At 58.9% G+C, this 23,865-nt stretch carries 28 protein-coding genes and 1 tRNA gene; 27 read left to right on the top strand and 2 right to left on the bottom strand.

Annotated elements, in window-relative coordinates; translation table 11 throughout:
- The first annotated feature begins 29 nt into the window (after window positions 1-29).
- From PNAP_RS14300 to PNAP_RS14280, 5 genes are all read left to right on the top strand, one after another.
- The gene (locus PNAP_RS14300; protein WP_011802239.1) at window positions 30-1,427 is read left to right on the top strand and encodes an aspartate aminotransferase family protein; all 1,398 of its coding nucleotides are present in this window, start codon (window positions 30-32) and stop codon (window positions 1,425-1,427) included.
- Window positions 1,428-1,557: 130 nt separating this feature from the next.
- A complete protein-coding gene (locus PNAP_RS14295) occupies window positions 1,558-2,718 on the top strand; it encodes an extracellular solute-binding protein (RefSeq protein ID WP_011802238.1) in 1,161 nt (386 codons plus the stop codon).
- An 89-nt stretch (window positions 2,719-2,807) separates the two neighbouring features.
- Window positions 2,808-3,908 (top strand): ABC transporter ATP-binding protein, encoded by a 1,101-nt coding sequence (locus PNAP_RS14290; RefSeq protein WP_011802237.1) that lies wholly within the window; start codon window positions 2,808-2,810, stop codon window positions 3,906-3,908.
- A 16-nt stretch (window positions 3,909-3,924) separates the two neighbouring features.
- Window positions 3,925-4,842: an ABC transporter permease gene (locus tag PNAP_RS14285; RefSeq protein ID WP_011802236.1), complete on the top strand. Its 918-nt coding sequence runs from the start codon at window positions 3,925-3,927 to the stop codon at window positions 4,840-4,842.
- Window positions 4,843-4,852: 10 nt separating this feature from the next.
- On the top strand, window positions 4,853-5,713 hold the full coding sequence (locus PNAP_RS14280) for an ABC transporter permease (RefSeq protein ID WP_011802235.1): 861 nt from the start codon (window positions 4,853-4,855) through the stop codon (window positions 5,711-5,713).
- Window positions 5,714-6,096: 383 nt separating this feature from the next.
- Here PNAP_RS14280 and PNAP_RS14275 read toward each other — a convergent pair whose 3' ends face one another.
- Entirely contained in the window at window positions 6,097-7,071 is a 975-nt protein-coding gene (locus PNAP_RS14275; RefSeq protein WP_011801141.1) for an IS1595-like element ISPna2 family transposase, read from the bottom strand.
- Between the two features lie 96 nt (window positions 7,072-7,167).
- On the opposite strand from PNAP_RS14275, the gene PNAP_RS27040 reads away from it, so the two are divergent.
- From PNAP_RS27040 to PNAP_RS14220, 12 genes are all read left to right on the top strand, one after another.
- Entirely contained in the window at window positions 7,168-7,470 is a 303-nt protein-coding gene (locus tag PNAP_RS27040; RefSeq protein ID WP_011802234.1) for a hypothetical protein, read from the top strand.
- Entirely contained in the window at window positions 7,445-7,618 is a 174-nt protein-coding gene (locus PNAP_RS25730) for a hypothetical protein (RefSeq protein ID WP_198140643.1), read from the top strand. The genes PNAP_RS27040 and PNAP_RS25730 overlap by 26 nt, the downstream gene beginning before the upstream one ends.
- 248 nt (window positions 7,619-7,866) lie before the next feature.
- Entirely contained in the window at window positions 7,867-9,186 is a 1,320-nt protein-coding gene (gene aceA / locus PNAP_RS14265) for an isocitrate lyase (protein ID WP_011802233.1), read from the top strand.
- A 101-nt stretch (window positions 9,187-9,287) separates the two neighbouring features.
- Window positions 9,288-11,195, top strand: coding sequence for a threonine--tRNA ligase (gene thrS / locus PNAP_RS14260; protein WP_011802232.1), 1,908 nt, complete (start codon window positions 9,288-9,290; stop codon window positions 11,193-11,195).
- Window positions 11,196-11,280: 85 nt separating this feature from the next.
- Window positions 11,281-11,880 carry a translation initiation factor IF-3 gene (gene infC / locus PNAP_RS14255; protein WP_083758048.1) on the top strand — a complete coding sequence of 200 codons (600 nt, stop codon included), beginning with the start codon at window positions 11,281-11,283 and terminating at the stop codon, window positions 11,878-11,880.
- A gap of 235 nt (window positions 11,881-12,115) precedes the next feature.
- Window positions 12,116-12,319, top strand: coding sequence for a 50S ribosomal protein L35 (gene rpmI, locus PNAP_RS14250; RefSeq protein WP_011802230.1), 204 nt, complete (start codon window positions 12,116-12,118; stop codon window positions 12,317-12,319).
- Between the two features lie 24 nt (window positions 12,320-12,343).
- On the top strand, window positions 12,344-12,703 hold the full coding sequence (rplT, locus tag PNAP_RS14245) for a 50S ribosomal protein L20 (protein ID WP_011802229.1): 360 nt from the start codon (window positions 12,344-12,346) through the stop codon (window positions 12,701-12,703).
- 173 nt (window positions 12,704-12,876) lie between these two features.
- Window positions 12,877-13,941: a phenylalanine--tRNA ligase subunit alpha gene (gene pheS / locus PNAP_RS14240; protein ID WP_011802228.1), complete on the top strand. Its 1,065-nt coding sequence runs from the start codon at window positions 12,877-12,879 to the stop codon at window positions 13,939-13,941.
- Window positions 13,942-13,975: 34 nt separating this feature from the next.
- The gene (pheT, locus tag PNAP_RS14235) at window positions 13,976-16,402 is read left to right on the top strand and encodes a phenylalanine--tRNA ligase subunit beta (RefSeq protein WP_011802227.1); all 2,427 of its coding nucleotides are present in this window, start codon (window positions 13,976-13,978) and stop codon (window positions 16,400-16,402) included.
- Between the two features lie 50 nt (window positions 16,403-16,452).
- The gene (locus PNAP_RS14230; protein WP_011802226.1) at window positions 16,453-16,824 is read left to right on the top strand and encodes an integration host factor subunit alpha; all 372 of its coding nucleotides are present in this window, start codon (window positions 16,453-16,455) and stop codon (window positions 16,822-16,824) included.
- A 65-nt stretch (window positions 16,825-16,889) separates the two neighbouring features.
- Window positions 16,890-17,378 (top strand): MerR family transcriptional regulator, encoded by a 489-nt coding sequence (locus PNAP_RS25725; RefSeq protein ID WP_011802225.1) that lies wholly within the window; start codon window positions 16,890-16,892, stop codon window positions 17,376-17,378.
- Window positions 17,379-17,413: 35 nt separating this feature from the next.
- A tRNA-Pro gene (locus PNAP_RS14220) sits at window positions 17,414-17,490 on the top strand.
- 239 nt (window positions 17,491-17,729) lie between these two features.
- Here the strand turns inward: PNAP_RS14220 and PNAP_RS27035 are convergent.
- A complete protein-coding gene (locus PNAP_RS27035; protein ID WP_157040294.1) occupies window positions 17,730-17,873 on the bottom strand; it encodes a hypothetical protein in 144 nt (47 codons plus the stop codon).
- A 21-nt stretch (window positions 17,874-17,894) separates the two neighbouring features.
- On the opposite strand from PNAP_RS27035, the gene PNAP_RS28330 reads away from it, so the two are divergent.
- The 10 genes from PNAP_RS28330 to PNAP_RS14180 all read left to right on the top strand — a co-directional run bounded on the left by PNAP_RS28330 (window position 17,895) and on the right by PNAP_RS14180 (window position 23,774).
- Entirely contained in the window at window positions 17,895-18,101 is a 207-nt protein-coding gene (locus PNAP_RS28330; protein ID WP_041376720.1) for a helix-turn-helix domain-containing protein, read from the top strand.
- A gap of 101 nt (window positions 18,102-18,202) precedes the next feature.
- The gene (locus PNAP_RS14210; RefSeq protein WP_011802223.1) at window positions 18,203-18,727 is read left to right on the top strand and encodes a sigma-70 family RNA polymerase sigma factor; all 525 of its coding nucleotides are present in this window, start codon (window positions 18,203-18,205) and stop codon (window positions 18,725-18,727) included.
- A 168-nt stretch (window positions 18,728-18,895) separates the two neighbouring features.
- Window positions 18,896-19,942 carry a permease gene (locus tag PNAP_RS14205; protein ID WP_011802222.1) on the top strand — a complete coding sequence of 349 codons (1,047 nt, stop codon included), beginning with the start codon at window positions 18,896-18,898 and terminating at the stop codon, window positions 19,940-19,942.
- A 57-nt stretch (window positions 19,943-19,999) separates the two neighbouring features.
- Window positions 20,000-20,239 carry a thioredoxin family protein gene (locus PNAP_RS14200; protein ID WP_011802221.1) on the top strand — a complete coding sequence of 80 codons (240 nt, stop codon included), beginning with the start codon at window positions 20,000-20,002 and terminating at the stop codon, window positions 20,237-20,239.
- 110 nt (window positions 20,240-20,349) lie between these two features.
- Complete coding sequence (locus tag PNAP_RS27030) at window positions 20,350-20,685, top strand: hypothetical protein (RefSeq protein ID WP_157040293.1); 336 nt, start codon at window positions 20,350-20,352, stop codon at window positions 20,683-20,685.
- The gene (locus tag PNAP_RS14190) at window positions 20,682-22,004 is read left to right on the top strand and encodes a hypothetical protein (RefSeq protein WP_011802220.1); all 1,323 of its coding nucleotides are present in this window, start codon (window positions 20,682-20,684) and stop codon (window positions 22,002-22,004) included. Before PNAP_RS27030 ends, PNAP_RS14190 begins: the two co-directional genes overlap by 4 nt.
- Window positions 22,004-22,369, top strand: coding sequence for a hypothetical protein (locus PNAP_RS26675; protein WP_157040292.1), 366 nt, complete (start codon window positions 22,004-22,006; stop codon window positions 22,367-22,369). The genes PNAP_RS14190 and PNAP_RS26675 overlap by 1 nt, the downstream gene beginning before the upstream one ends.
- Complete coding sequence (locus tag PNAP_RS14185; protein WP_232290704.1) at window positions 22,353-22,676, top strand: VOC family protein; 324 nt, start codon at window positions 22,353-22,355, stop codon at window positions 22,674-22,676. Before PNAP_RS26675 ends, PNAP_RS14185 begins: the two co-directional genes overlap by 17 nt.
- A gap of 19 nt (window positions 22,677-22,695) precedes the next feature.
- Window positions 22,696-22,857, top strand: coding sequence for a hypothetical protein (locus PNAP_RS27675; RefSeq protein ID WP_198140641.1), 162 nt, complete (start codon window positions 22,696-22,698; stop codon window positions 22,855-22,857).
- Entirely contained in the window at window positions 22,854-23,774 is a 921-nt protein-coding gene (locus PNAP_RS14180; RefSeq protein ID WP_011802218.1) for a cation diffusion facilitator family transporter, read from the top strand. Before PNAP_RS27675 ends, PNAP_RS14180 begins: the two co-directional genes overlap by 4 nt.
- Window positions 23,775-23,865 lie beyond the last annotated feature (91 nt).

The following is a 23,865-nucleotide window of genomic DNA, read 5'->3' as shown; positions in this document are numbered from 1 at the left end:
ATCAATCCACACAACCCTGGGACCGCACCATGAACACCGTTGTTGACACCGCCCTGATCCAGGCTCTGGACCGCGAGCATTTCCTGCATCCGTTTACCGATTTCAAGGACCTGGCGACGCGCGGCGCGCGGGTGATCACCAAGGCCGAGAACATTTATGTCTGGGATTCCGAGGGCCACAAGATACTCGATGCGATGAGCGGCCTGTGGTGCGTCAATGTCGGCTACGGGCGCGAGGAACTGGCCAGCGCCGCCTACCGGCAGATGATGCTGCTCTCCTACTACAACAGCTTTTTCCAGACCACCAATGTGCCGGCGGTGCAACTGGCAGCCAAGCTGGCGGCGCTGGCGCCCGAGGTCGGCGGCCGCAGCTTCAGGCATGTGTTTTATTCGAGCAGCGGCTCCGAGAGCAACGACTCGAATGTGCGCATGGTGCGCCGCTACTGGGACTTGCTGGGCCAGCCGCAGCGAAAAGTCATCATCAGCCGCAACAACGCCTACCACGGCAGCACCATGGCCGGGGCTTCGCTGGGCGGCATGAGCGGCATGCACGCGCAGGGCGACCTGCCGATTCCCAACATCACCCACATCGAGCAGCCGTATTTTTACGAACTCGGCCAGCCGGGCGAGAGTTCCGCTGAATTCGGCTTGCGTGCCGCCCGCTGGCTGGAAGAGAAAATCATTGAAACCGGCCCGGACAAGGTGGCAGCCTTCATCGCCGAGCCGGTGCAGGGCGCGGGCGGCGTCATCATTGCGCCCGACAGTTACTGGCCCGAGATCCAGCGCATCGTCGATAAATACGGCATCTTGCTGATCAGTGACGAAGTGATTTGCGCCTTTGGCCGGCTGGGTTACTGGTTCGCCTATGAGAAATTCGGCTACCGGCCTGACCTGGTCACTTTTGCCAAGGGCGTGACCAGCGGCTACATTCCGCTGGGCGGCGTCATGGTCGGCGACCGGGTGGCCACGGTGCTGATCGAGCAGGGCGGCGAGTTCAACCACGGCTACACCTACAGCGGACATCCGGTGGCTTGCGCCGTGGCCCTGGCCAACCTGGAGCTGATGGAAAAGGAAAACCTGCCCGGGCGGGTGCGTGACGACATCGGCCCTTATCTGGCCCGGCGCTTCACCGAGCTGGGCGAGCATCCGCTGGTGGGGCTGGCCGAGACCTGCGGCTTCATGGCCGGGCTGGTGCTGGTCAGGAACAAGGCGACCCAGGAAGCCTTCAAGCCCGAACTGGGCGTGGGCATGCTGTGCCGCAGCCACTGCTTCCGGCTGGGGCTGATCATGCGGGCCGTGGGCGACCGCATGATCATTGCACCGCCGCTGGTCATGACGCACGACCAGATCGACGAAATGATCGCGCTGATTCGCCGTTGCCTGGATGCGACCCTGGCCGATTTGCAGGCGGCCGGTCATCTGGATTGAATAGAATAATTGCTGCAATTCGGCGGGCTTTGACGGGTCCGGATATTGCTTCATCAACGGGGCGCATGACGGCCAGTTGCGGCGCCTGCCCCGTCCATTTTTCACCTATCTCCCTGGAGTGAGTTTCACCATGAAAAAACTTGTACTGGTTATGGCCATGTCGGCAATCCTGCTGGCCGCCTGCGGCAAAAAAGAGGAGCCCGTGGCGGTCGCTCCCGCGCCCGCGCCCGTGGCATCAGCCCCGGCGCTACCGGTCAATACCGAGGAGAAGGTGCTCAACATCTACAACTGGCCCGACTACATTCCGGAAGGCATGATCGCCGCCTTTGAAAAGGAAACCGGCATCAAGGTCAATTACGACACCTTTGAAACCAATGAAGCCCTGCATGCCAAGCTGGTGGCGGGCAATACCGGCTATGACATCGTGGTGCCGGGCACGGTGTTCGCCAAGCCGCAGATCGAAGGCGGGCTGCTGCAGCCACTGGACAAGTCCAAGATCAAGAACCTGGCCAACCTGGACCCGGCCATCATGGGCGTTCTGACCAAGGCCGACCCGGGCAACAAGTACCTGGTGCCATGGGCCTGGGGTTTCACCACCGTCGGCATCAACAAGACCAAGGCCGAAAAAGCCCTGGCTGGCCTGCCCATGCCTGACAACGCCTGGGATCTGGTGCTCAACCCCAAGTACACAGCCAAGCTCAAGTCCTGCGGCATTGCTTACCTGGACTCGCCTGCCGAGATCATGCCGGCGGCGCTGCACTACATCGGCAAGGATGCTTACTCCAACGACCCGGCCGATTACAAGGCCGCCGCCGAGGCGCTGGCCAAGGTGCGCAAGGATATCCGCCTGTTCAGCGCGACCATGATCGACGACGTGGCGGGCGGCAAGGCCTGTGCGGTCATTGGCTGGTCGGGCGACATCAACATCGCAGCCGGCCGGGCCAAGGAAAACGGCTCCAAGGATGAAATCCAGGCCCTGCTGCCCAGCACCGGCGCCCTGCTGTTTTCTGACACCATGGCCATTACCAAGGATGCCAAGCATCCGAACAATGCCCATGCCTTCATCGACTTCTACCTGCGTCCCGAGAACGCCGCCTCGGTGACCAACACCATGAACTACCCCACGGCCAACAAGGCCGCCATTGCCCAGATCAAGCCCGAGATTGCCGGCAACAAGACCATCTTTGTGGAAGCTGACTATTTCAGCAAGATGATTCCCCCGAGCAGCTTCACCAATGAAGCCCGCGAAGCCATGGCCAATGCCTACAACAGCTTCAAAAAAGGCAAGTAAGCTTCTGTCCTGAGTGAGTCCGGGCTGTTTATACCGAGGGTATGAACAGCCCTTTTTAGTTTCTGAAGCACGAATGCAGAGGTTGATACATGGCGGACAAGAATGCAAAAGACGGCTATCTGGTTACCGAGAAACTGGTCAAGCGCTTTGACGAAGCGCTGGCGGTGGACGAGGTGTCGCTGTCGGTCGGCCGGGGCGAGATTTTTGCGCTGCTGGGCAGTTCAGGCTGCGGCAAATCCACCTTGCTGCGCATGCTGGCAGGCTTCGAAAAACCCACCTCGGGCCGCATCCTGCTGGGCGGCCAGGACGTGGCCGGCCTGCAGCCCTACGAGCGGCCGATCAACATGATGTTCCAGTCCTATGCCCTGTTTCCGCATCTCGACATCTGGGAAAACATCGCCTTTGGCCTGAAGCGCGAAGGCTTGGCCAAGGCTGAAATCCAGCAGCGCGTGGGCGAAATGCTCGACCTGGTGCAGCTCGGTCCCTATGCCAAACGCAAGCCACACCAGCTTTCCGGAGGCCAGCAGCAGCGGGTGGCGCTGGCGCGCAGCCTGGCCAAGCGGCCCAAGCTGCTGCTGCTTGATGAACCGCTGGGTGCGCTGGACAAGAAACTGCGCGAACAGACCCAGTTCGAGCTGGTCAACATCATCGAAAAAGTCGGCGTGACCTGCGTCATGGTGACCCACGACCAGGAGGAGGCCATGACCATGGCTGGCCGCATCGCGGTCATGAGCAAGGGCCGGGTGCTGCAGGTCGGCACGCCCGAAGAGGTGTATGAGCATCCGGCCAACCGTTTCGTGGCGGACTTCATCGGCAATGTCAATATGTTCGAAGGGCGGCTCAGCGTGGACGAGCCCGACCGCTGCGCTGCCGTCACCGGCATCGGCGAAATCCAGGTGGGCCATGGGGTCAGCGGTACGCTGAACATGCCGCTGGCGATTGCCGTGCGGCCCGAGAAAATCGAGATCAGCAAGCAGCGGCCGGCAGTTAGCCGCAATGTCTTTGCCGGCAAGGTCCAGGAAATTGCCTATTTCGGCTCCTATAACACCTACATCGTGGTGGCCAGCGACGGCTCTCGGGTCAGGATCACCGAAGCCAACACCTCGCGCGAAGATATCAGCGGCATCACCTGGGAAGACAGCGTCTTTTTCTGGTGGGGCGACCGCGCCGGTATTGTCCTGCGCGATTAAAAAAACAAGGAGCGACATGGCCGCATCGACCCTTCCCATGCCGGGTAAACGCTTCGTGATTGGCGTGCCCTACGTGTGGCTGATCGTGTTTTTCTTTTTGCCCTTCTTGATCCTGCTGTACATCAGCTTTGTGGACATGGGCAACGACATCAATCCGTTCAAGCCGATCTGGGACTCGCAAACCGGCCTGCTCAAACTCAAGTACGAAAACTACTGGTCGATTTTCCGCAGCGGCGAGGGCGGGCCGATGTTCCAGACCTTGTACGTCGAGGCCTACCTGCGGTCCCTCTGGTACGCGCTGTGCACCGCCTTGCTTTGCCTGGCTGTCGGCTATCCGTTTGCCTACTTCATCGCGCGCTCGTCACCCAGCGTGCGGCCCGCGCTGCTGATGATGGTGATGCTGCCGTTCTGGACCTCGTTCCTGCTGCGCGTCTATGCCTGGAAAGGCATTCTGGCGGACCAGGGCGTGCTGAACCGGGCGCTGATGGCGCTTGGGTTCACGTCCGAACCCATCCAGTTGCTCTACACCGACGTGTCGATGCTGGTGGGCATGACCTATGTGTACCTGCCTTTCATGGTGCTGCCGCTGTATGCCAACCTGGTGAAGATGGATTTCCGGCTGCTCGAAGCGGCCCATGACCTGGGTGCTTCGCCGTTCAAGGCGTTCTGGCTGGTCACCGTGCCGCTGTCGCGGGCCGGCATCATCGCCGGCTTCATGCTGGTGTTCATTCCGTCGGTCGGCGAGTTCGTGATTCCTTCGCTGCTCGGTGGCCCGGAAAACATCATGATCGGCCGGGTGGTCTGGGACGAGATGTTCACCAGCAACAACTGGCCCCGGGCCACGGCGCTGGCGGTGGTCATGATTGCGCTGATCGTGGTTCCGCTGGCGATTTATTACCACCACACCGGCGATGCGGCCGAGGCTGCGAAGTAGGAATCGGGCCATGAAAAATTTTCTGGAAAAGCATTTCAGCAAGCTGTGGCTGGCGCTGGTGTACCTGTTTTTGTACCTGCCGCTGATTTTCATGATCGTTTTCTCGTTCAACAGCACCCGGCAGGACGCCGAGTTCACCGGCTTTTCGCTGCGCTGGTATGAGGCCCTGACCCGCGACACCAAGATTGTTGAAGGCTTTTGGCTGTCCCTGAAGGTGGCGACCGTTTCCGGGCTGCTGTCGGCCCTGCTGGGCACGTTTTCGGCCTTTGTGCTGGTGCGCTACCGGCGCTTTGGCGGCCGCACCATTTTCTCGGGCATGGTCAATGCGCCTTTGGTGATGCCGGAAGTGGTCATCGGCCTGTCGCTGCTGCTGCTGATGGTCGGCGCGCAAAACTTCCTGGGCTGGCCGCAGCGTGGCATGCTGACCATCATCTTCGGCCACACCCTGCTGGGCATGGCGTATGCCATGGTGGTTGTGCAGTCGCGGCTGCTGGAGGTGAACCGTTCGATTGAAGAAGCCGCCATGGACCTGGGCGCCCGGCCGCACCAGGTGTTTTTCCTGATCACGCTGCCCAACATCTTCCAGGCCATCCTGGCGGCTTTTCTGCTGTCCTTCACCCTGTCATTCGATGATGTGGTGATTGCAGAATTTTTGTCCGGCCCGGGCGTCAACACCCTGCCGCAGGTGATTTTTGGCTATGCCCGGCGCGGCATCAACCCGACCATCTACGCGGCGGCTACCTTGCTGATTGCCACGGTAACGATGGTCATCGTTGGCTACAGCGTCTGGGTGGCGCGGCAAACCCGCCAGCGTGAACGCGAGATTGCCGCCGCCACCCGGGCCGAACTGACGGCGCTGGGCGTCATCTGACCGTTGGCCTTGCTGGTGACCATGCCTGGGCGCTGGCGGGCAGGGCGGCTTCAGAAGTAATTTTTCCTGAAACGAGGTGACCATGACTACTGCGACTGACTTGGCCTTCGACGGCCGCGCCTTCATCAACGGCGAGCGCGTTGCCGCCAGGGAGGGCCAGATTTTTGACCAGTAGTGCGGCAAGCCTCGGCCTTCAGGCCGGGGCCAAAAGCGCTTGATGCCAAAGGCATCATTGCATTGTGTGTGTTAAAGCACGCACATGAAACGCACCAATTTCTTTTTCCCGGAGGAAATGCTTGAACGCCTGAAAGCGGCCAAGCTCCACACTGGCATCCCCCCGTCAGCGAGATCATTCACCGGGTGGTCGAGACCTATTTGAAAGGCTATGTCACTGTTAAATGTGGAAATCTTCCCAGGGCCATCGCCAAGACAGCTTGCCCAGAGTCGCCATGGTGGTTGTCCAAGGCGCGAAACCAGCCCAGGTAGTTGTCCAGATAACCCGTGGCAACGCCGTGAAAGCGGTGCAGCCACTGTTTGAGACGGCCGTGATAGGCGTTGACGTTCTGGACATGGATGGCGCCGTTGACGCGCACGCCCGCGTTCAGATTGACCGCCTCGTGCGCGAGGTGCGCGTCCTGCGCAAAGCCGCAGTAGGTCCGGTTGCCATCGCTCACCAGCAGCGCATCCTTGGCCAGCACGGGCTGCAGTGCGCCGGCCAGCGCGGCTTTTGTCATCTGCCCGCGTCCCATCACCCAGTCCAGCGTCTGTCCGGCACGGTCCCGAGCCACCAAAACGCACACCAGTTCGTTTGACAGACCGGCGCTGCGGGCCTTGCTGCCGCTCCGGCGCGCGGGACGCTGCAGCTTGCGGCAACCCTTGCACGACTCCAGGAAATAGGTCTCGTCGGCCTCGGTGATGCCCCGCAGCGTAGCGGCTCGCTCTGCCTTGAGGCCTCGCAGGAATCGGTGTCGCCAGCGCAGCGCAGTGTTTCGGTGAACCTGCAGGGCAGTGGCGGCCCGGCGAAGGGTGAGGGACGCGGCCAGGGCTTCACTAAAACCGAACCACTTGCCCTTCTTGCGCAGCCGCGCCAGCGCGGTGCCCGTCAGGGCATTGAACGTGCGGCGGCATGTCCGACAGCGGTAGCGCTGTAACCCACTGACGTGGCCATGCCGGTAAAGCTCGGTGCCTTGGCAGTGTGGGCAGCAGCGCGGCTCAGTCGCGCTGGACGACTCAATGACGGCCAGCCCTTTTTGCTGCTCATCGAGTTCATCCAGACGCTTCTTGAGCAACTCACGCTGGCGCAGCGTGAGCCGGGGCACCTGTTGGTTCATCAACGCATTGAAAGTCTGGGCGTTCATGGCTACCTCCTTCAGGGTTCGCTATGAACTCTACGCCTCTGAAAAATTTCCACATTTAACAGTGACAGAGCCATTTGAAAAGCATCGGCCTCTAATGTGAAAACCCTCAAGCTGCGCATCAAGGACAAGCACGCCAGCGCGCTTGCGGCGATGGCGCGTGAGGTCAATCAGGTCTGGAACTACGTCAACGAGTTGTCATTGCGCTCCATCCGTGAGCGCCACAAATGGCTGAGCGCCTACGACCTGCAAAAGTACACCGCAGGCTTCAGCAAGTGCGAAGGTGTCAAGGTTGGCAGTCCTACCGTGCAGCTTGTCTGCGAGGAATACGCCCCCGCCATCAGTCCGAAAGGTACCTGCGCAAAGCCTCAGGCGCTTGCATGCCGCCACCCTGCCGCGTGACCTGTTGCAGGCGCTGGATGCACTGGCCGGCAATGAGGTGCTGACCGAACGCCTCGGGCCGGCGTTCGTGGCCCAGTTCCTGGGCTGCAAGCGGGACGAGTGGGATGCTTTTAGCGCCCAGGTGTCGGATTGGGAATTGCAGCGCTAATGCCAGTTTTTCTGAGTTTTCCGTTATTTTTCATAAGTCGGTCATTTTTTTTATGATGTGAAATCAATGAAGAAATTTTCCGAGTGTGACAAATCACAATAAGGAGACTAATTTCGTATTGTGAAAAAACAATTTAAGTCATTGATTTTTAACGATATAAATAGTCTTATATAAGACATAAGAGATAGAAAATGCCTTGTAGAAGACTTAAAATAAAAGCACTTTCTTTTCAACCATCGGAGTTCACCATGCCACAAAGCCTCACAGAACAACTCAGCCGCGAACAGCAAGCTGCCGCTCTGCAAAAAGACTGGGATACCAACCCCCGCTGGAAGGGTATCAAACGCGGTTACACCGCAGCCGAAGTTGTGCGTCTGCGCGGCTCGTTCCCCATTGAGCACACGCTGGCCCGTCGCGGTGCTGAAAAGCTCTGGGATTTGCTGCACACCGAGGCGTATGTCAACTGCCTGGGTGCTTTGACCGGTGGTCAAGCCATGCAGCAGGTCAAGGCCGGCGTGAAGGCAATTTACCTGTCGGGCTGGCAAGTCGCCGCCGACAACAACGGCTACGCCGCCATGTACCCTGACCAGTCGCTGTACCCCGTGGATTCGGTGCCAAAAGTGGTCGAGCGCATCAACAACACCTTCCGCCGTGCCGATGAAATCCAGCACTCCAAGGGCATTGACGCCGGCGATGCAGGCTACATCGACAACTTCGCGCCCATCGTGGCCGATGCCGAAGCCGGTTTTGGCGGCGTGCTGAACGCGTTTGAACTGATGAAGGCCATGATCAATTCCGGTGCGGCCGGCGTGCATTGGGAAGACCAGCTGGCCTCCGTCAAGAAGTGCGGCCACATGGGCGGCAAAGTTCTGGTGCCTACCGCCGAAGCCTGCCAAAAGCTGATCGCCGCCCGCATGGCTGCCGACGTTTGCGGCGTGCCTACCCTGGTGATTGCCCGTACCGACGCTGAAGCCGCCGACTTGCTGACCAGCGACTACGACGAAAACGACAAGCCATTCCTGACTGGCGAGCGTACCGCCGAAGGCTTCTACAAGACCAACAAGGGCATGGACCAGGCTATCAGCCGCGCCATCGCTTATGCTGAGTACGCTGACTTGGTGTGGTGCGAAACCGGCACGCCTGACCTCGAATTTGCAAAGAAATTCGCCGATGCCGTGCATGCGGTCCACCCCGGCAAGATGCTGGCTTACAACTGCTCGCCATCGTTCAACTGGAAGAAAAACCTGGACGACGCCACCATCGCCAAGTTCCAGAAAGAACTCGGCGCCATGGGTTACAAGTACCAGTTCATCACGCTGGCCGGCATCCACTCCATGTGGTACAACATGTTCGACTTGGCCCAGGACTACGTCGCGCGCGGCATGTCGGCTTACGTCGAGAAGGTGCAGGAGCCCGAATTCGCAGCCCGCGACCGTGGCTACACTTTTGTGTCCCACCAGCAGGAAGTCGGCACCGGCTACTTCGACGAAGTGACCACCGTGATCCAGGGCGGCAAGTCCAGCGTGACCGCGCTGACCGGCTCGACCGAAGAAGAGCAGTTCCACTGATCTGAGGAGGCAAGCCGGGCGGCGTAAAATTACGCCATTCCGGCTTCCAATTGCAAAGCGCGGCTTGGTCCGCGCTTTTTTATTTTTGTTTTTGAAAATCCATGATTCAAATCACGCTTCCTGACAGTTCCAAACGCGATTATTCTGGCCCAGTGACGGTGGCGGAGGTGGCTGCGTCCATTGGCACCGGCCTGGCCAAGGCGGCTCTTGGCGGCAAGGTCGATGGAAAGCTGGTTGATACCAGCTTTCTCATCAGCCAAGACAGCGCGCTGTCCATCGTCACCGCCAAGGATGCGGAAGGCCTGGAGTTGATTCGCCACAGCGCTGCCCACTTGCTGGCTTACGCGGTCAAGGAGCTGTTTCCCGAGGCGCAGGTGACCATCGGGCCGGTGATTGAAAACGGGTTTTTCTACGATTTTTCCTACAAGCGGCCATTCACGCCAGAAGACTTGGTCGCCATCGAAAAGCGCATGGCCGAACTGGTCGCCAAGGATGAACCCGTCACGCGCCGGGTCTTGCCGCGCGATGAGGCCGTAGCCTATTTCAAGAGCCTGGGTGAATATTACAAGGCCGAGATCATCGCCAGTATTCCGGCCAACGAAGATGTTTCGCTGTACCGCGAAGGCAAGTTTGAGGATTTGTGCCGCGGCCCGCATGTGCCCAGCACCGGCAAGCTGAAATTCTTCAAGCTCATGAAAGTGGCCGGCGCCTATTGGCGAGGCGACCATCACAACGAGATGCTACAACGCATCTACGGCACGGCCTGGGCCACGAAAGACGAGCTGCAGCAGTACCTGACGATGCTCGAAGAGGCGGACAAGCGCGATCACCGCAAGCTGGGCAAGGAACTGGACCTGTTCCATATTGATGACCATTCGCCGGGACTGGTGTTCTGGCATCCCAAGGGCTGGACGGTCTGGCAGGGCGTCGAGCAGTACATGCGCAAGGTCTATCAAAACAATGGCTACCAGGAAGTCAAGGGTCCGCAACTGCTGGACAAGACGCTGTGGGAAAAAACCGGTCACTGGGACAAGTACCGCGACAACATGTTCACCACCGAGAGCGAAAAGCGTGATTTTGCGCTCAAGCCGATGAACTGTCCGGGTCACATCCTGATTTTCAAGCAGGGCATCAAGAGCTACCGCGACTTGCCGCTGCGTTACGGCGAGTTTGGCCAATGCCATCGCAACGAGCCGACGGGCGGCCTGCACGGCATCATGCGCGTGCGTGGTTTTACCCAGGATGATGGGCACATTTTCTGCACCGAAGAGCAGATTTTGAAAGAGTGCGTTGACTACACAACGCTGCTACAAAAGGTCTATACCGATTTTGGCTTCAAAAACATCATCTACAAGGTCGCCACCCGCCCTGAAGCCCGCATCGGCTCCGACGAAAGCTGGGACAAAGCCGAACACGCGCTGATCGAAAGCCTGCGCGCTTCAGGTTGCGAATTCGAAATTTCCCCGGGCGAGGGCGCGTTTTACGGTCCGAAGATTGAATACACGCTGAAAGATGCGATTGGCCGGCAGTGGCAGTGCGGCACGATTCAGGTCGATTTCTCGATGCCTGAGCGGCTGGATGCTGAATATGTCGGCGAGGACGGCGCACGCCATCGCCCGGTCATGCTGCACCGCGCCATTGTCGGCAGCCTGGAGCGATTCATCGGAATTTTGATCGAGGAACATGCCGGCGCATTGCCCACTTGGCTCGCGCCAGAGCAGGTTTCCGTGCTCACAATCACCGATTCGCAGGCCGAATACGCTCGGGGAGTTGCTAAAACGCTGCAGAATCAAGGGCTTAGGGTTAATCTTGACCTGCGCAATGAGAAAATTACGTATAAAATACGCGAGCACTCGTTGCAAAAGCTGCCTTTTATCCTTGTTGTAGGTGACAAGGAAATGGCTGCAGGCGCAGTTTCAGTGCGTGCCCGGGGTAACAAAGACCTTGGCGTAATGTCCCTCGAAGCGTTTGCCGAACGAATTGCTTCGGACATTGCACAAAAAGCCTGATTTTATTAAATTTTTGATTGAATCGGGCTCATGTCCTTTATGGACGGGCGCAAGTAGCTATAGCTTTTATAGCAAATATTAAAGGATTCGCACCATCGCTACAGAATTTCGTGACCGCCGTCACCGTGAAGAACGCAAGCATCGCTTGAACCGTGAAATCATGGCCCCTGAAGTACGCCTGACCGGGCCGGACAACGAGCCTTTGGGCGTTGTCAGTCTCATGGAGGCGTTGCGTCTGGCCGGTGAAGCTGATGTGGACTTGGTAGAGATCTCGCCCACGGCCGTGCCGCCAGTGTGCAGACTCATGGATTACGGAAAATTCAAGTATGCCGAGCAGAAAAAGGCGGCGGAAGCGAAGTCCAAGCAAAAAGTGATCGAGGTTAAGGAAATCAAATTCCGTCCCGGCACTGATGATGGCGACTACAACATCAAACTGCGCAATATCAAGCGTTTTCTGGATGACGGCGACAAGTGCAAGATTACCCTGCGCTTTCGTGGTCGGGAAATTACTCACCAAGAGCTTGGTCTGGCCTTGCTGGCGCGGATTCGTGACGAACTGGCCGATTTGATCCTGGTAGAGCAGTTTCCCAAGCTTGAAGGTCGTCAGATGGTCATGATGATTGCGCCGGGCCGCAAAAAGGTTGCGTCCAAAGCGACTGCAGAAGCTGCGCCAGCGTCTTCTTGAGGTTGTTGTATAAATCAAGGACTTGCTGGTTTTTAGCCGGCAGGTCGTGAAAGGGAGCGCTTAACCGTGTTCCTGCGAAGTCAGGCAATAAGCCGGATTTCCAGAAGTGATGGTCTTCTTAAGACTGTTGCGCCAATGGCAAGCGTCAAAGCCTGCCATTACAAGTGGCTCGGGGCTATCAAGCCTGCGAAAGTTTCGCGGCGCCTCACGAGCACAAATGAAAAGGAGCATTTATATGCCCAAAATGAAGACCAAGAGCGGCGCTAAAAAGCGTTTCCGCGTTCGTCCAGGTGGCACCGTCAAGCGCGGTCAAGCCTTCAAGCGTCACATCCTGACCAAGAAGACCACCAAAAACAAACGTCAACTGCGTGGTTCAGTCGCTGTTCATGAGACCAATATGGGTCACATGGCACAGATGCTGCCAGGCCGTGGCATTTAACCAACGACGAACAAGGAGTAAGACATGCCTCGCGTCAAACGTGGTGTAACGGCTCGCGCCCGCCACAAAAAAGTTTTAGCCCTTGCAAAAGGTTTTCGCGGTCGCCGCGGTAACGTCTTCCGTATCGCCAAAGAAGCGGTAATGAAGGCTGGGCAATATGCCTACCGTGACCGTCGTAACAAGAAACGTGTGTTCCGCCGCCTCTGGATCGCCCGTATCAATGCTGCAAGCCGTTCATTTGGCCTGACCTACAGCCAGTTTGCCAACGGCCTGAAAAAAGCCGGTATCGAGATTGACCGCAAGGTGCTGTCCGATATGGCGATTCACGACAGCGCTGCATTCGGCGCTATCGTCGAGCAGGCGAAAGCCAAGCTGGTTGCCTGATTTTCAGGACAAAATGCTATTAAATAAATAGCTGCTTGCGCAAGAAAATAAAGGGCTGGAGCTTGAAAAGGCTCTGGCCCTTTTTCATGGCCTTTGGAGTAGCGTTGGTGTCATGGCCGTGTGGCCAAAAGTAACGCTGCTGTATTTCTCCCCACACCCGTACAAGAGAATTTATGAACGACGCCGATACCCTCAACGAACTGGTAACTGCTGCCAAAGCCAGTTTTGGGCAGTCCATGACGCCTGCCGACCTGGAAAATGCCAAAGCCCAGTTTCTCGGCAAATCGGGCCGCATTACCGAGTTAATGAAGGGTATGGCGCAGCTTTCCGTGGAAGAGAAGAAATCCCGTGGTGCTGCGATTAATCTGGCGAAGCAGGCCATTGAAGCCGCACTGAATGAGCGCCGTCAGGCCCTTGCCAATGCCGAGCTTGAAAAACAGCTCAAAGCTGAAGCCCTTGATGTGAGTCTGCCAGGTCGTCAGCGTCCGCAAGGCGGCCTGCATCCCGTGTCACTGACGTTGGAGCGGATTGAAGCTATCTTTGGCTCCATGGGATTTGATGTGGCGCAGGGTCCCGAGATTGAAACCGACTGGTTCAATTTCACCGCACTCAATACGCCCGAAGACCATCCGGCGCGCTCCATGCACGACACCTTCTATGTTGAAGGCGGTACTGAAGCTGCACCCAATTTGCTGCGTACCCATACCAGCCCGATGCAAATCCGTTATGCCGTCCAGCATGTCAAAAAACACCGCGCGCTGATCGATGCGGGTGGCCGCATGCCTGAGATTCGCGTTATCGCACCGGGTCGCACCTACCGCGTGGACAGCGATGCCACGCATTCGCCGATGTTTCATCAGTGCGAAGGCCTGTGGATTGGCGAGAACGTGAGCTTCAAGGATCTGAAGTTCGTGTTTACCGATTTTTGCCGCACTTTCTTTGAAAGTGATGACCTGGTGCTGCGTTTTCGCCCGAGCTTCTTCCCGTTCACCGAACCCAGCGCCGAGATTGACATCCAGTTCCCCAGTGGGCCGCTGGCCGGACGCTGGCTTGAAGTCGCCGGCTCGGGACAGGTGCATCCGAATGTGGTGCGCAACATGGGCCTTGATCCTGAAAAGTACATCGGCTTTGCCTTTGGCATGGGACCGGACAGGCTGACCATGCTGCGCTACGGCGTCAATGATTTGCGTCTGTTCTTCGACGGCGATATCCGCTTTTTGTCCCAGTTCCAGTCCTGACAAGAACAACAAACAAAAGACCAAGGTCAACACCATGCAATTTCCAGAATCCTGGTTGCGCGAATTTTGCAACCCGCCTCTCAGCACCGAGCAACTCGCTGAAACCCTGACCATGGCCGGACTTGAGGTTGAAGAACTCAAGCCGGTCGCTCCGCCATTTATCAACATCGTTGTCGGTGAAATCGTGGAAGCCGTGCAGCATCCCAATGCGGACCGCCTGCGCGTGTGCCAAGTTGATGTAGGGCAGGCAAGCATGCTCACCGTCGTGTGTGGCGCACCCAATGCGCGCGTTGGCATCAGGGTGCCCTGTGCGCTGGTGGGTGCCGAGTTGCCGCCCGGCGAAGATGGAAAACCTTTCCTGATCAAGGTTGGCAAGCTGCGCGGTGTCGAAAGCCAGGGCATGCTGTGCTCGGCGCGGGAACTCAAACTGTCCGAAGACCACGGCGGTTTGCTGGAACTGGCTATTGATGCACCGCTGGGGCAAGACATCCGTGAACACCTGCAACTTGATGACACGCTGTTCACCCTCAAGCTCACGCCCAATCTGGCGCATTGCCTGAGTGTTTATGGCGTTGCGCGTGAAGTCGCTGCTCTGACTGGCGCGCCTTTGAAGACACCATTCATCCCCGAAGCAGCAGTTGGCATCTCCGACAAGCTTGCCGTCAAAGTCAGTGCCCCCGAGTTGTGTGGCCGTTTTTCTGGCCGCATCGTTCGCAACGTGAATCCGCAGGCATCCACACCCTCATGGATGGTGGATCGCCTGGCGCGTTGTGGCCAGCGCAGCGTGACAGCGCTGGTCGATATTTCCAACTACGTGATGTTCGAGTTGGGCCGTCCGAGCCATATTTTCGACCTGGACAAAATTCACGGTGGACTGGATGTTCGTTGGGGAAAGCCGGGCGAAATGCTCAAGTTGCTCAATGGCAATACCGTCACGGTTGACGAAAAAGTTGGCGTTATTGCTGATGAAAATCAAGTCGAATCCCTGGCTGGAATCATGGGTGGTGACGCAACAGCCGTGTCTGATGAGACGAAGCATGTTTATGTTGAAGCTGCGTTCTGGTGGCCCAAAGCCATTGCGGGCCGTTCACGCCGTTACAACTTTTCCACCGATGCAGGCCACCGCTTTGAACGAGGCGTTGACGCCGGTCAGACTGTGGAACATATCGAACGCATCACTCAACTCATCATGGCTATTTGCGGTACGCCAGACATGGTGTGCGGCCCTATTGATGATCTGCAGGTCAATCTGCCCAAGGCTGCACCCGTGACACTGCGCGTGGCGCGTGCCGCCAAGGTCATCGGCATGCCGCTCACGCAGGCGCAATGCCTTGATGCGCTCCAGCGCCTCGGTCTGGACGTGGTAATTGGCGATGGCACGTTGACTGTCACGCCGCCCAGCTACCGTTTTGATTTGCAAATCGAGGAAGACCTGATCGAAGAGGTGGTGCGCATGGTGGGCTATAACCAGCTGCCAGAAACGCCGCCCCTTGCCCCCATTACCGCCAGAATCCGGCCAGAGGCCGAGCGCAGCCCGTTTGCCGTGCGCCGTGCGCTGGCTTCACTGGGCTACCAGGAAACCATCAATTTCAGCTTTGTCGAAGAGCGTTGGGAGCATGAACTGGCGGGTAATCCGAATCCCATCAAGCTGTTGAACCCGATTGCCAGCCAGATGAGCGTGATGCGTTCGTCGCTGCTGGGCTCCTTGTTGCAGGTGCTCAAGTTCAACCTGGACCGCAAGGCACCGCGTGTGAACGTGTTTGAACTGGGGCGGGTGTTCCTGCGCGATCCGCAAAGCCAAAATACCGACACCACGGTGGCAGGATTTAATCAGCCCATGCGCGTGGCTGGCCTGAGCTATGGCTCAAGGTCGCCATTGCATTGGAGTCAGTCCGACAAGGCTGCGGACTTTTTTGACATTAAAGGTGACGTCGAAGCTTTGCTGGCACCTCTGAAGGCTGTTTTTGCACCGGCAACGCACCCTGCCATGCATCCTGGCCGTTGCGCCAGCGTGTCGGTGGCTGGGCAATCGATTGGTTTTGTAGGCGAGTTGCATCCGCAATGGCGACAAGGCTATGAATTGGCTCAGGCTCCCTTGCTGTTTGAACTGGAACTCGATGCGGTGCTGCAGCGTCAGGTACCAATTTTCAAACCAGTCAGCAAATTGCAACCCGTCGAACGGGATATCGCTGTGATCGTGCAGGAAAGCGTGACCCATGCCGCGCTCATGGCTGCCATTTATGGCGCCAACACACAAGGTTTGCTCAAGGGTGCGACGCTGTTCGATGTCTATCGGCCGCAGCAAGCCAATGCCAGTATGCAACTGGGCGAAAAAAGCCTGGCCATACGCCTGGTACTGTCTAGCGATCTCGCAACCTTGACCGATGAAGCCATCGAGGCTGCCGTTCAGGCCGTCTTGGCAAGTTTGCAACGCCAGTTGCAGGTTCGACTGCGTGCTTGATGTCTTCATTCAAACCACTGCAATAACAATAATCGCCAGAAGGACGTCCCATGGAATTTTCAGTTGAAAGCCTGGAAACCCCGGCGCTGACCAAGGCGCATCTGGCTGAATTGCTGTTTGAGCAAATTGGGCTTAACAAACGTGAATCCAAAGAAATGATTGACGCGTTTTTCGAGCTGATTTCAGATCGCCTGGTCGAGGGGAAGGATGTGAAAATTTCCGGTTTTGGCAATTTCCAGATTCGTACCAAAGCCCCACGTCCCGGCCGTAATCCACGAACGGGGGAGGCCATTCCCATAGAGTCGCGTCGGGTCGTGACATTTCATGCAAGCCACAAACTCAAGGAGCAGATACAGGGAAGTGCCTTGCTGGGGTTAAAGACAGCAAATATTTTTGCCGAGGACAATGGACCTGTAACTTGACTTCTTTGCGGTAAAGCAAAACTTGGAGTAAATTCAAGGAGTTATTTCACAGGGCATTGATTTAATTGGAGAATTTACTGCCGCCTATTCCCACAAAGCGCTATTTCACCATTAGTGAAGTCAGTAACTTGTGCGGTGTCAAACCTCATGTGCTCCGTTATTGGGAACAAGAGTTTACGCAGTTACGTCCCATGAAACGACGTGGCAATCGCCGTTATTACCAGCGCCATGAAGTGCAATTGATTCGTAAAATTCGCCAACTTTTGTATGACCAGGGTTTTACCATCATCGGTGCCCGCAACAAGTTGCAGGAATTTGTTCAGATCGAAGCTGACAAACAGTTTGACAGTGACGAAATAGCTGGGGAATGGAAAATGCAGGCGCAGCCGCGTAAAAATGTTTCTCAGCATGCCAGTCCCGAAGATGTAGCCCTATCGGTAGATGCTGTATTTGAAGAGGCTGGTAGCCTGATCTCAAGCGTGACTCCGCCGCTGCTCAAGCTGGTGCGTCATGAGTTGATGGAAATCCGTGATCTGCTCGGTCCATCTCCCTAAAAAATTCTCTACGCGGGTTATAATTTATAGCTGATCGGTGTGTGGCGCAGCCTGGTAGCGCACTTGCATGGGGTGCAAGGGGTCGAAGGTTCGAATCCTTTCACACCGACCACGGTTAGAGACAAAGGCCGCTAGGGACATACACCTAGCGGCCTTTTTCATTGGTAAATCAGTGTCTTACGTTGCAAGGGCGTACAAAGCACGACATTGATTTGCACATCAAAGCGGGGGAACATCCGGGGGGAAAACCGGGTTTTTGGGGTAGTTGTTCCCCCATTCCCCTGTGACAGCCCCGTTTTTGTTCCCCTACCCCCTGGTAGCTCACCAGGAACGGGACGCTGTGTCCGCTGCCTACAACCATACCAGGGTGGACAGCTGGTTGCGGAACTTGAAGTTTTCCAGAATGTCCAGCACGTTGGGGGAAAAACCGTTGAGGTAGTCCTCGAAGTCGGCGAGCAACTGCTGGTGGCTGCCGCGCGACTTGAGGTCGCGCAAAGTGCCGCGCGCTGCTCGGTGATGCGCGCGTCGTCGAGCATCCTTTTGGTGTCGAGCACCGCCTGCTTGGTGGATTCCAGAACGGAATCCATGCGCCGGATGATGCACATCGGCAGGATCACATCGGGGTGCATCGCTGCGAGGGCAGTGAGCCGCACCGCTGAATTGTTGGGCATCAGTCGCAAGACACTTTGGGACAAAATGAAGCGGCTTGAGATCAGCGCTTGAATTTCATCCTGAAGATGTCGCCGATGCAAGCCATTCACAAACATGCCCCAACTGATGCCGACTTGTGACCGTTTTCCTGACCATTATTCACTTACGCTGCAATGAACTGCCTGACCACCGCCTGGACCGCTCATGAAGCCGAGTTACGCCACTGGGTGCGTCACCGCTTGAGAAACCCGGCGGAAGCCGACGACCTGATGCAGGATCTGTTTCTCAAGGCGCTGCGCCAGGGGGAGCGCTTTTGCTCCGTGCACAACGCACGGGCCTGGCTGTTCGAGGTCGCTCGCAATACGCTGGCCGACCGCCTGCGCGTGGCGCGCGAGACGATTGAGCTGCCCGACGACTTGCCCGCGCCGGCGGACGACACCGACACGGTGGACAGCCTGACGGCCTGCCTGCCGCGCGTGCTGGCAGAACTCAGCGCCGAGGACCGCGATGCCATCACCTGCTGCGACTTGCAGGGCATGTCTCAGGCGGATTTCGCCACCGCCAACGGGCTGGGACTGAGTGCCGCCAAGTCACGCCTGCAGCGCGCGCGCCAGCGCCTGAAGGCGCGCATGACGCAGGCCTGCCAGGTCCAACTCGATGCCGCAGGGCATGTGGCGGATTTTGTGCCGCGCCCGTAACGCTCTGTTTTTAATAGCTACTTGCGCATACCCAGCGTGCGCAAAAGCCTTGTTTTACTTATAAACCTGCCCTGCCAGGAATCACGCGCAGGGTTGCAGGCGCCGACTTGCCGCAAAAATCTTTCTGCTGTCCTGCGTCTTTTGCGCAGTCCGTTCGTCTTCATAAGTATGAGCACCCTGACTTCATCCCTTCAACGCTGGCCGGCACGTCAGCCGGTACTTTTTCTGGTTGTTGCCGCAGTCGTCTGGTGGGGCCTGTACCAGACGCTGCTGCCGGGCTCTGAAGCCTTGGTCGCGGCCTTGCCGGTGGACCGCGCCAGCCACCTGGGCGGCGCACTGCAGTTTTTCATCTACGACACGCCCAAGGTCTTGATGCTGCTGACCGGCGTGGTGTTCGTCATGGGCATGGTCAACAGCTACTTCACGCCGGAGCGCACACGGGCGCTGCTGGCCGGGCGCAGCGCGGGCGTGGCCAATGTGATGGCCGCGTCTTTGGGCATTGTGACCCCGTTTTGCTCCTGCTCGGCCGTGCCGCTGTTCATCGGCTTCGTGCAGGCCGGCGTGCCGCTGGGGGTGACGTTTTCGTTTTTGATCTCGGCGCCCATGGTCAATGAAGTCGCCTTGACGCTGTTGTTCGGCATGTTTGGCTGGAAAGTGGCGATGCTGTACCTGGGACTTGGGCTGACGGTCGCCATCGTGGCGGGCTGGGTCATTGGCCGCCTGAAGATGGAGGCCTACCTGGAAGACTGGGTGCGCGACATGCCCAAGACTTCAGCCCAGTTTGAAGACGCTGGCGCCACGCTGGCCGACCGTATTCAGGGCGGCTTTGCAGCGGTGCGCGAGATCGTCGGCAAGGTCTGGCCCTACATCCTGGGCGGCATCGCGCTGGGCGCCCTGATCCACGGCTATGTGCCGCAAGACTTCATGGCCAGCTTCATGGGCAAGGACGCCTGGTGGTCGGTGCCGCTGGCGGTGCTGATGGGCGTGCCGATGTACACCAACGCGGCGGGCGTGATTCCCATCGTGCAGGCGCTGCTGGCCAAGGGCGCGGCGCTCGGCACGGTGCTGGCCTTCATGATGAGCGTGATTGCGCTGTCGCTGCCCGAGATGATCATCTTGCGCAAGGTGCTCAAGGTGCGGCTGATTGCCACTTTTGTGGGAGTCGTGGCCACGGGTATTTTGCTGGTGGGGTTTGTGTTCAACGCCGTGCTGTAGGCGCTACACCACCCCTGTTTCAATTTTTCAATTTTTCAACTCACCCAAGGAATCATCATGGACATCAAAGTTCTCGGCACGGGCTGCGCCAACTGCAAGGCCACCATCGCGTTGATCGACCAGATCGCGCAAGCCAAAGGCGTCACCGTCAAACTTGAAAAAGTCGAGGAGTTGCGCGACATCATGGGCTACGGCGTCATGAGCACGCCCGGCGTCGTCATCAATGGCAAGGTTGTTCACGCTGGCGGTGTACCCAGCCGGGACAAGATCGAGCAGTGGCTCACGGCCCAAGCCTGAGCGTCTCGCGCCTGGCAGAAAAAACTCATACCAGCAGACTTGAGCGCCACGTCGTTAAGGACAGGCTCCCACGAAAACCCGAGGGCGCATGATGCAGGTCATGACCGCAGATGTCCAAGCTCTCCCGATTCAACCGCCGGTCAAGGCGGTGCCCGGTTTTACGCTGCTGTTTTCGGTGTCGCCGTCGGGCCGGCTGCAGGCATTTCAATGCCGAGCGCTGGACGGCATGGCTCGACGACCAGTTGCCTGACAGCCTGCCGATGCAGGTCTGGCAGGCCTTGCAGCCTTTGAACCTTGCGTTGGGAGGCGAGAGCGCCTACCGCCAGTACCTGCCTTGCAGTGTCGTGCGCTTGCCCGTGCAACCGCTTGCGGCACTGACAGCCGGGCAGGCTGACCGTGATCAGTTGTTGATTTCCGGCAATAGAGAGAGAAAAATCTTCCCATGACCCAATTGATGAACCCGCTGCCTGCAACGCCATTGGCCATCGCTTCACGCCACGGCGTGTCGATCCAGGCCCTCAACAGCGAGTGCTTCTGCATCAGCCTGGACGCCGAGGCGCTTCGGCGCGCATTGCAGTCAGAAATGGGCCAGCCGGACCTGTTTGATCTGGTGCGCGAGCGCTGCCCTTATTTGTTCGCTGCCCGCCCCGTGTTTGTGTCGCAGGCCCACCTGGCCCGCATGGCTGCACTGGTGCAGGCCATCGAATCGGTGGTGGCGCTGCCCGCTTACCGCGAGGAGGTGCTGGCCCGGTCGCCCGCCATCGCGCGGCACGGCCCGGGCGGTGCCCTGGGCGTATTTTTCGGCTACGACTTTCATGTCACCGAGGGCGGCTTCGGGCTGATCGAGATCAACACCAATGCGGGCGGCGCCATGCTCAACGCCGTGCTGGCGCGGGCCCAGCGTGCCTGCTGCCCGGCGATGGAGCATCTGGTGCCGCCGCTGGCCACCGCCGAGGCGCTGGAAGCGCGCATCGTGGCGATGTTTCGCCACGAATGGGCGCTGTCTGGTCACGCGCGGCCGCTGCGCAGCATCGCCATCGTGGACGAGGCCCCAGCGCAACAGTATCTGTACCCGGAGTTCCTGCTGTTCCAGCAACTGTTCGAGCGCCACGGGCTGCAGGCGGTGATTGCCGATCCGGACGAATTCAGCCTGCGCGGCGGCCTGCTCTGGCACGGCGAGCTGGCCATCGACCTGGTTTACAACCGCCTGACCGACTTTTCGCTGGCCACGCCCGCCAGCGCCATGCTGCGTGAGGCTTACCTTGAGAACGCCATGGTGCTCACGCCGCATCCGCAGGCGCACGCCCTGTACGCGGACAAGCGCAATCTGGTGGTGCTCAGCGATGCGAAGCGGCTCCACGCACTCGGTGTGCCGCAGGCCACGCAAGACGTTCTGCTGGCCAGCATTCCGCACACCGAGGTGGTGAAGCTGGAAAATGCCGAACGACTGTGGAGCGAGCGCAGGCGCCTGTTTTTCAAGCCGTTCGCCGGCTTCGGCGGCCGGGCCGCCTACCGGGGCGACAAGCTGACCCAGCGGGTGTGGCAGGAAATCCTGGCCGGCGATTACATCGCGCAGGCACTGGTCACGCCCGGCGAGCGCGTGATTTCTGATCAGGAACCTGCGCAGGTGCTGAAGTTCGACCTGCGCGACTACACCTACGACGGCCAGGTGCAATGGGTGGCCGCCCGCCTGTACCAGGGCCAGACGACCAATTTTCGAACACCCGGCGGCGGCTTCGCCCCGGTTTATGAAGGCCCCGCATGATGCCAACCACTCCTGAAGGCGATTCAAGGCACCCCGAAGCTGCCGTGGACCATGAAACCCGCCTGTTCCTGCTGGGCGAGGACAGCAGCGTGCAGCCGCTGGCGCATGACCGCTACGTCGCGCTCGCCCGCAACGAGACCGTCCTGCCCGAGTTCGCTGGCCGCCGCTTCATCCTGGTGGACTGGTATCTGCGCATCGTTGGCGGCCAGGCGCAGGACGTCGTCAACGAAACCTGCGCCTGGCTGGTGTTCGATGCGCAAGGCCGGCTGGACCTCCACGCAGCGCTGGCGATTCATGAGAAAGCCGCTCCGCGCGAAGCGCAGTGGGCGCAGGTCCGGGCACTCGTCTTTGGCAGCGTTGCTTAGGTTGCGGGTGCTGCTGGTCAATGACAGTGCGCAGCCACTCGACACCTACAGCCTGGACCACCTCGGCCTGGGCGTGGCCGACAAGGCTGCGGTCATTGCCGCCTACCATGCGGCCCTGGCCACGGGTACGCCCATCGTCAAGCCGCCGCGCACCACCTGGCGCGGCACGCCGCTGCACGAGTTGTGGCTGCGCGACCCCGCTGGTTACCTGATCGAGGTGTATGCCCGGCTCACAGGCGAGGAACTGGCGCAGATGCCGCCCGACCAGGAACCGGTTTTCCTGGTGCCCGGCACGGCTGCGGCGTAACTCCCAAAGGAATTGAACGATGACAGCAAACACCCCCAAAATAACTTTTGAAGTGACCGCTCGCCGGCTTGACGCCCACGGCAGCCAGGCTGACTGCAAGGCTGCACAGATCACGCTCGACACCGACATGGCCGGCACGATGCGCCGCAAGTCAGCCCATGACGCTGGGCAAGCGCAATGAGCGCTGCCCACGATCATGGGCACAGCCATGCCCCCGCCCAATTCAACCAGGCCTTTGCCATCGGCATTGCGCTCAATATGGCGTTTGTCGCGATAGAGGCCTGGTACGGCTGGAAGATCAACTCACTGGCGCTGCTGGCCGACGCCGGCCACAACCTGAGCGATGTGGCCGGCCTGGTGCTGGCCTGGGGCGGCGCGCTGGCCGGCCGGCTGCGGCCCAATGCCCGCCACACCTATGGATGGAAACGGGCCTCCATTTTGGCGGCGTTCTTTAACGCCCTGCTGTTGCTGGTGGCCATGGGCTCGCTGGCCTGGGAAGCATTCAACCGCCTGGGTACACCCGAAGCCACCGAAGGCTGGACCATCATGGCCGTGGCCGGTGTAGGCATCGTGGTCAACACCGCGACCGCACTGTTGTTCATGCGGGGCCGCAAGGACGACCTGAACATTCGCGGCGCCTTTTTGCACATGGCCGCCGACGCGCTGGTGTCGCTGGGCGTGGTGATTGGCGGCGCGCTCTACCTCTGGCAGGGCTGGAGCTGGATTGACCCGGTGATGAGCCTGGCGATTGCCGTGGTGATCGTGCTGGGCACCTGGAGCCTGTTCAAGCAATCGCTGCACATGCTGTTTGACGGCGTTCCCGAGGGCATAGACATGGCGGCGGTGCGCGCGCTGCTGCTCAGGCTGCCGGGCGTGGGCGAAGTGCATGACCTGCATGTCTGGGCCATGGGCACCTCTGAAGTCGCGCTGACGGCGCACCTGGTGCTCACAGACCAGGGCACCGACACCAGCGCTGTATTGCAGGAGGCCGAGCACGAATTGCACGAGCACTTCGAGATTCGCCACGTCACGCTGCAGCTTGAGTTGCCCGCTTATGCGCAACTGTGCGGGTTGCGGGCGGGTAGCGGCTGCAGTTGAGCTTGCTCTATTTTTGATAGCTGCTTACGCAATGTGTACAAGCACTGGAGCCTCTTTTGATCCGCAGATTCAAGTACAAAGTACGCCATGG

Source organism: Polaromonas naphthalenivorans CJ2, from assembly GCF_000015505.1.
Lineage (GTDB): Bacteria > Pseudomonadota > Gammaproteobacteria > Burkholderiales > Burkholderiaceae_C > Polaromonas > Polaromonas naphthalenivorans.
The sequence above is the reverse complement of the archived record's forward strand: the minus strand, read 5'-3'. Positions and strand labels throughout refer to the sequence as shown.

What these genes read in the sequence shown, in the direction of transcription:
- PNAP_RS27030 (WP_157040293.1), top strand. Translation starts at nt 20,350, where the DNA reads ATGTCCAAGCTCTCCCGATTCAACCGCCGGTCAAGGCGGTGCCCGGTT.
- PNAP_RS14290 (WP_011802237.1), top strand. Translation starts at nt 2,808, where the DNA reads ATGGCGGACAAGAATGCAAAAGACGGCTATCTGGTTACCGAGAAACTG.
- rplT (WP_011802229.1), top strand. Translation starts at nt 12,344, where the DNA reads ATGCCTCGCGTCAAACGTGGTGTAACGGCTCGCGCCCGCCACAAAAAA.
- PNAP_RS27675 (WP_198140641.1), top strand. Translation starts at nt 22,696, where the DNA reads ATGACAGCAAACACCCCCAAAATAACTTTTGAAGTGACCGCTCGCCGG.
- PNAP_RS14205 (WP_011802222.1), top strand. Translation starts at nt 18,896, where the DNA reads ATGAGCACCCTGACTTCATCCCTTCAACGCTGGCCGGCACGTCAGCCG.
- PNAP_RS14210 (WP_011802223.1), top strand. Translation starts at nt 18,203, where the DNA reads ATGAACTGCCTGACCACCGCCTGGACCGCTCATGAAGCCGAGTTACGC.
- PNAP_RS14275 (WP_011801141.1), bottom strand. Translation starts at nt 7,071, where the DNA reads ATGAACGCCCAGACTTTCAATGCGTTGATGAACCAACAGGTGCCCCGG.
- thrS (WP_011802232.1), top strand. Translation starts at nt 9,288, where the DNA reads ATGATTCAAATCACGCTTCCTGACAGTTCCAAACGCGATTATTCTGGC.
- PNAP_RS14295 (WP_011802238.1), top strand. Translation starts at nt 1,558, where the DNA reads ATGAAAAAACTTGTACTGGTTATGGCCATGTCGGCAATCCTGCTGGCC.
- rpmI (WP_011802230.1), top strand. Translation starts at nt 12,116, where the DNA reads ATGCCCAAAATGAAGACCAAGAGCGGCGCTAAAAAGCGTTTCCGCGTT.
- PNAP_RS14180 (WP_011802218.1), top strand. Translation starts at nt 22,854, where the DNA reads ATGAGCGCTGCCCACGATCATGGGCACAGCCATGCCCCCGCCCAATTC.
- PNAP_RS14200 (WP_011802221.1), top strand. Translation starts at nt 20,000, where the DNA reads ATGGACATCAAAGTTCTCGGCACGGGCTGCGCCAACTGCAAGGCCACC.
- PNAP_RS14190 (WP_011802220.1), top strand. Translation starts at nt 20,682, where the DNA reads ATGACCCAATTGATGAACCCGCTGCCTGCAACGCCATTGGCCATCGCT.
- PNAP_RS26675 (WP_157040292.1), top strand. Translation starts at nt 22,004, where the DNA reads ATGCCAACCACTCCTGAAGGCGATTCAAGGCACCCCGAAGCTGCCGTG.
- PNAP_RS14300 (WP_011802239.1), top strand. Translation starts at nt 30, where the DNA reads ATGAACACCGTTGTTGACACCGCCCTGATCCAGGCTCTGGACCGCGAG.
- PNAP_RS14230 (WP_011802226.1), top strand. Translation starts at nt 16,453, where the DNA reads ATGGAATTTTCAGTTGAAAGCCTGGAAACCCCGGCGCTGACCAAGGCG.
- pheT (WP_011802227.1), top strand. Translation starts at nt 13,976, where the DNA reads ATGCAATTTCCAGAATCCTGGTTGCGCGAATTTTGCAACCCGCCTCTC.
- PNAP_RS14285 (WP_011802236.1), top strand. Translation starts at nt 3,925, where the DNA reads ATGGCCGCATCGACCCTTCCCATGCCGGGTAAACGCTTCGTGATTGGC.
- pheS (WP_011802228.1), top strand. Translation starts at nt 12,877, where the DNA reads ATGAACGACGCCGATACCCTCAACGAACTGGTAACTGCTGCCAAAGCC.
- aceA (WP_011802233.1), top strand. Translation starts at nt 7,867, where the DNA reads ATGCCACAAAGCCTCACAGAACAACTCAGCCGCGAACAGCAAGCTGCC.
- PNAP_RS28330 (WP_041376720.1), top strand. Translation starts at nt 17,895, where the DNA reads ATGCGCGCGTCGTCGAGCATCCTTTTGGTGTCGAGCACCGCCTGCTTG.
- PNAP_RS14280 (WP_011802235.1), top strand. Translation starts at nt 4,853, where the DNA reads ATGAAAAATTTTCTGGAAAAGCATTTCAGCAAGCTGTGGCTGGCGCTG.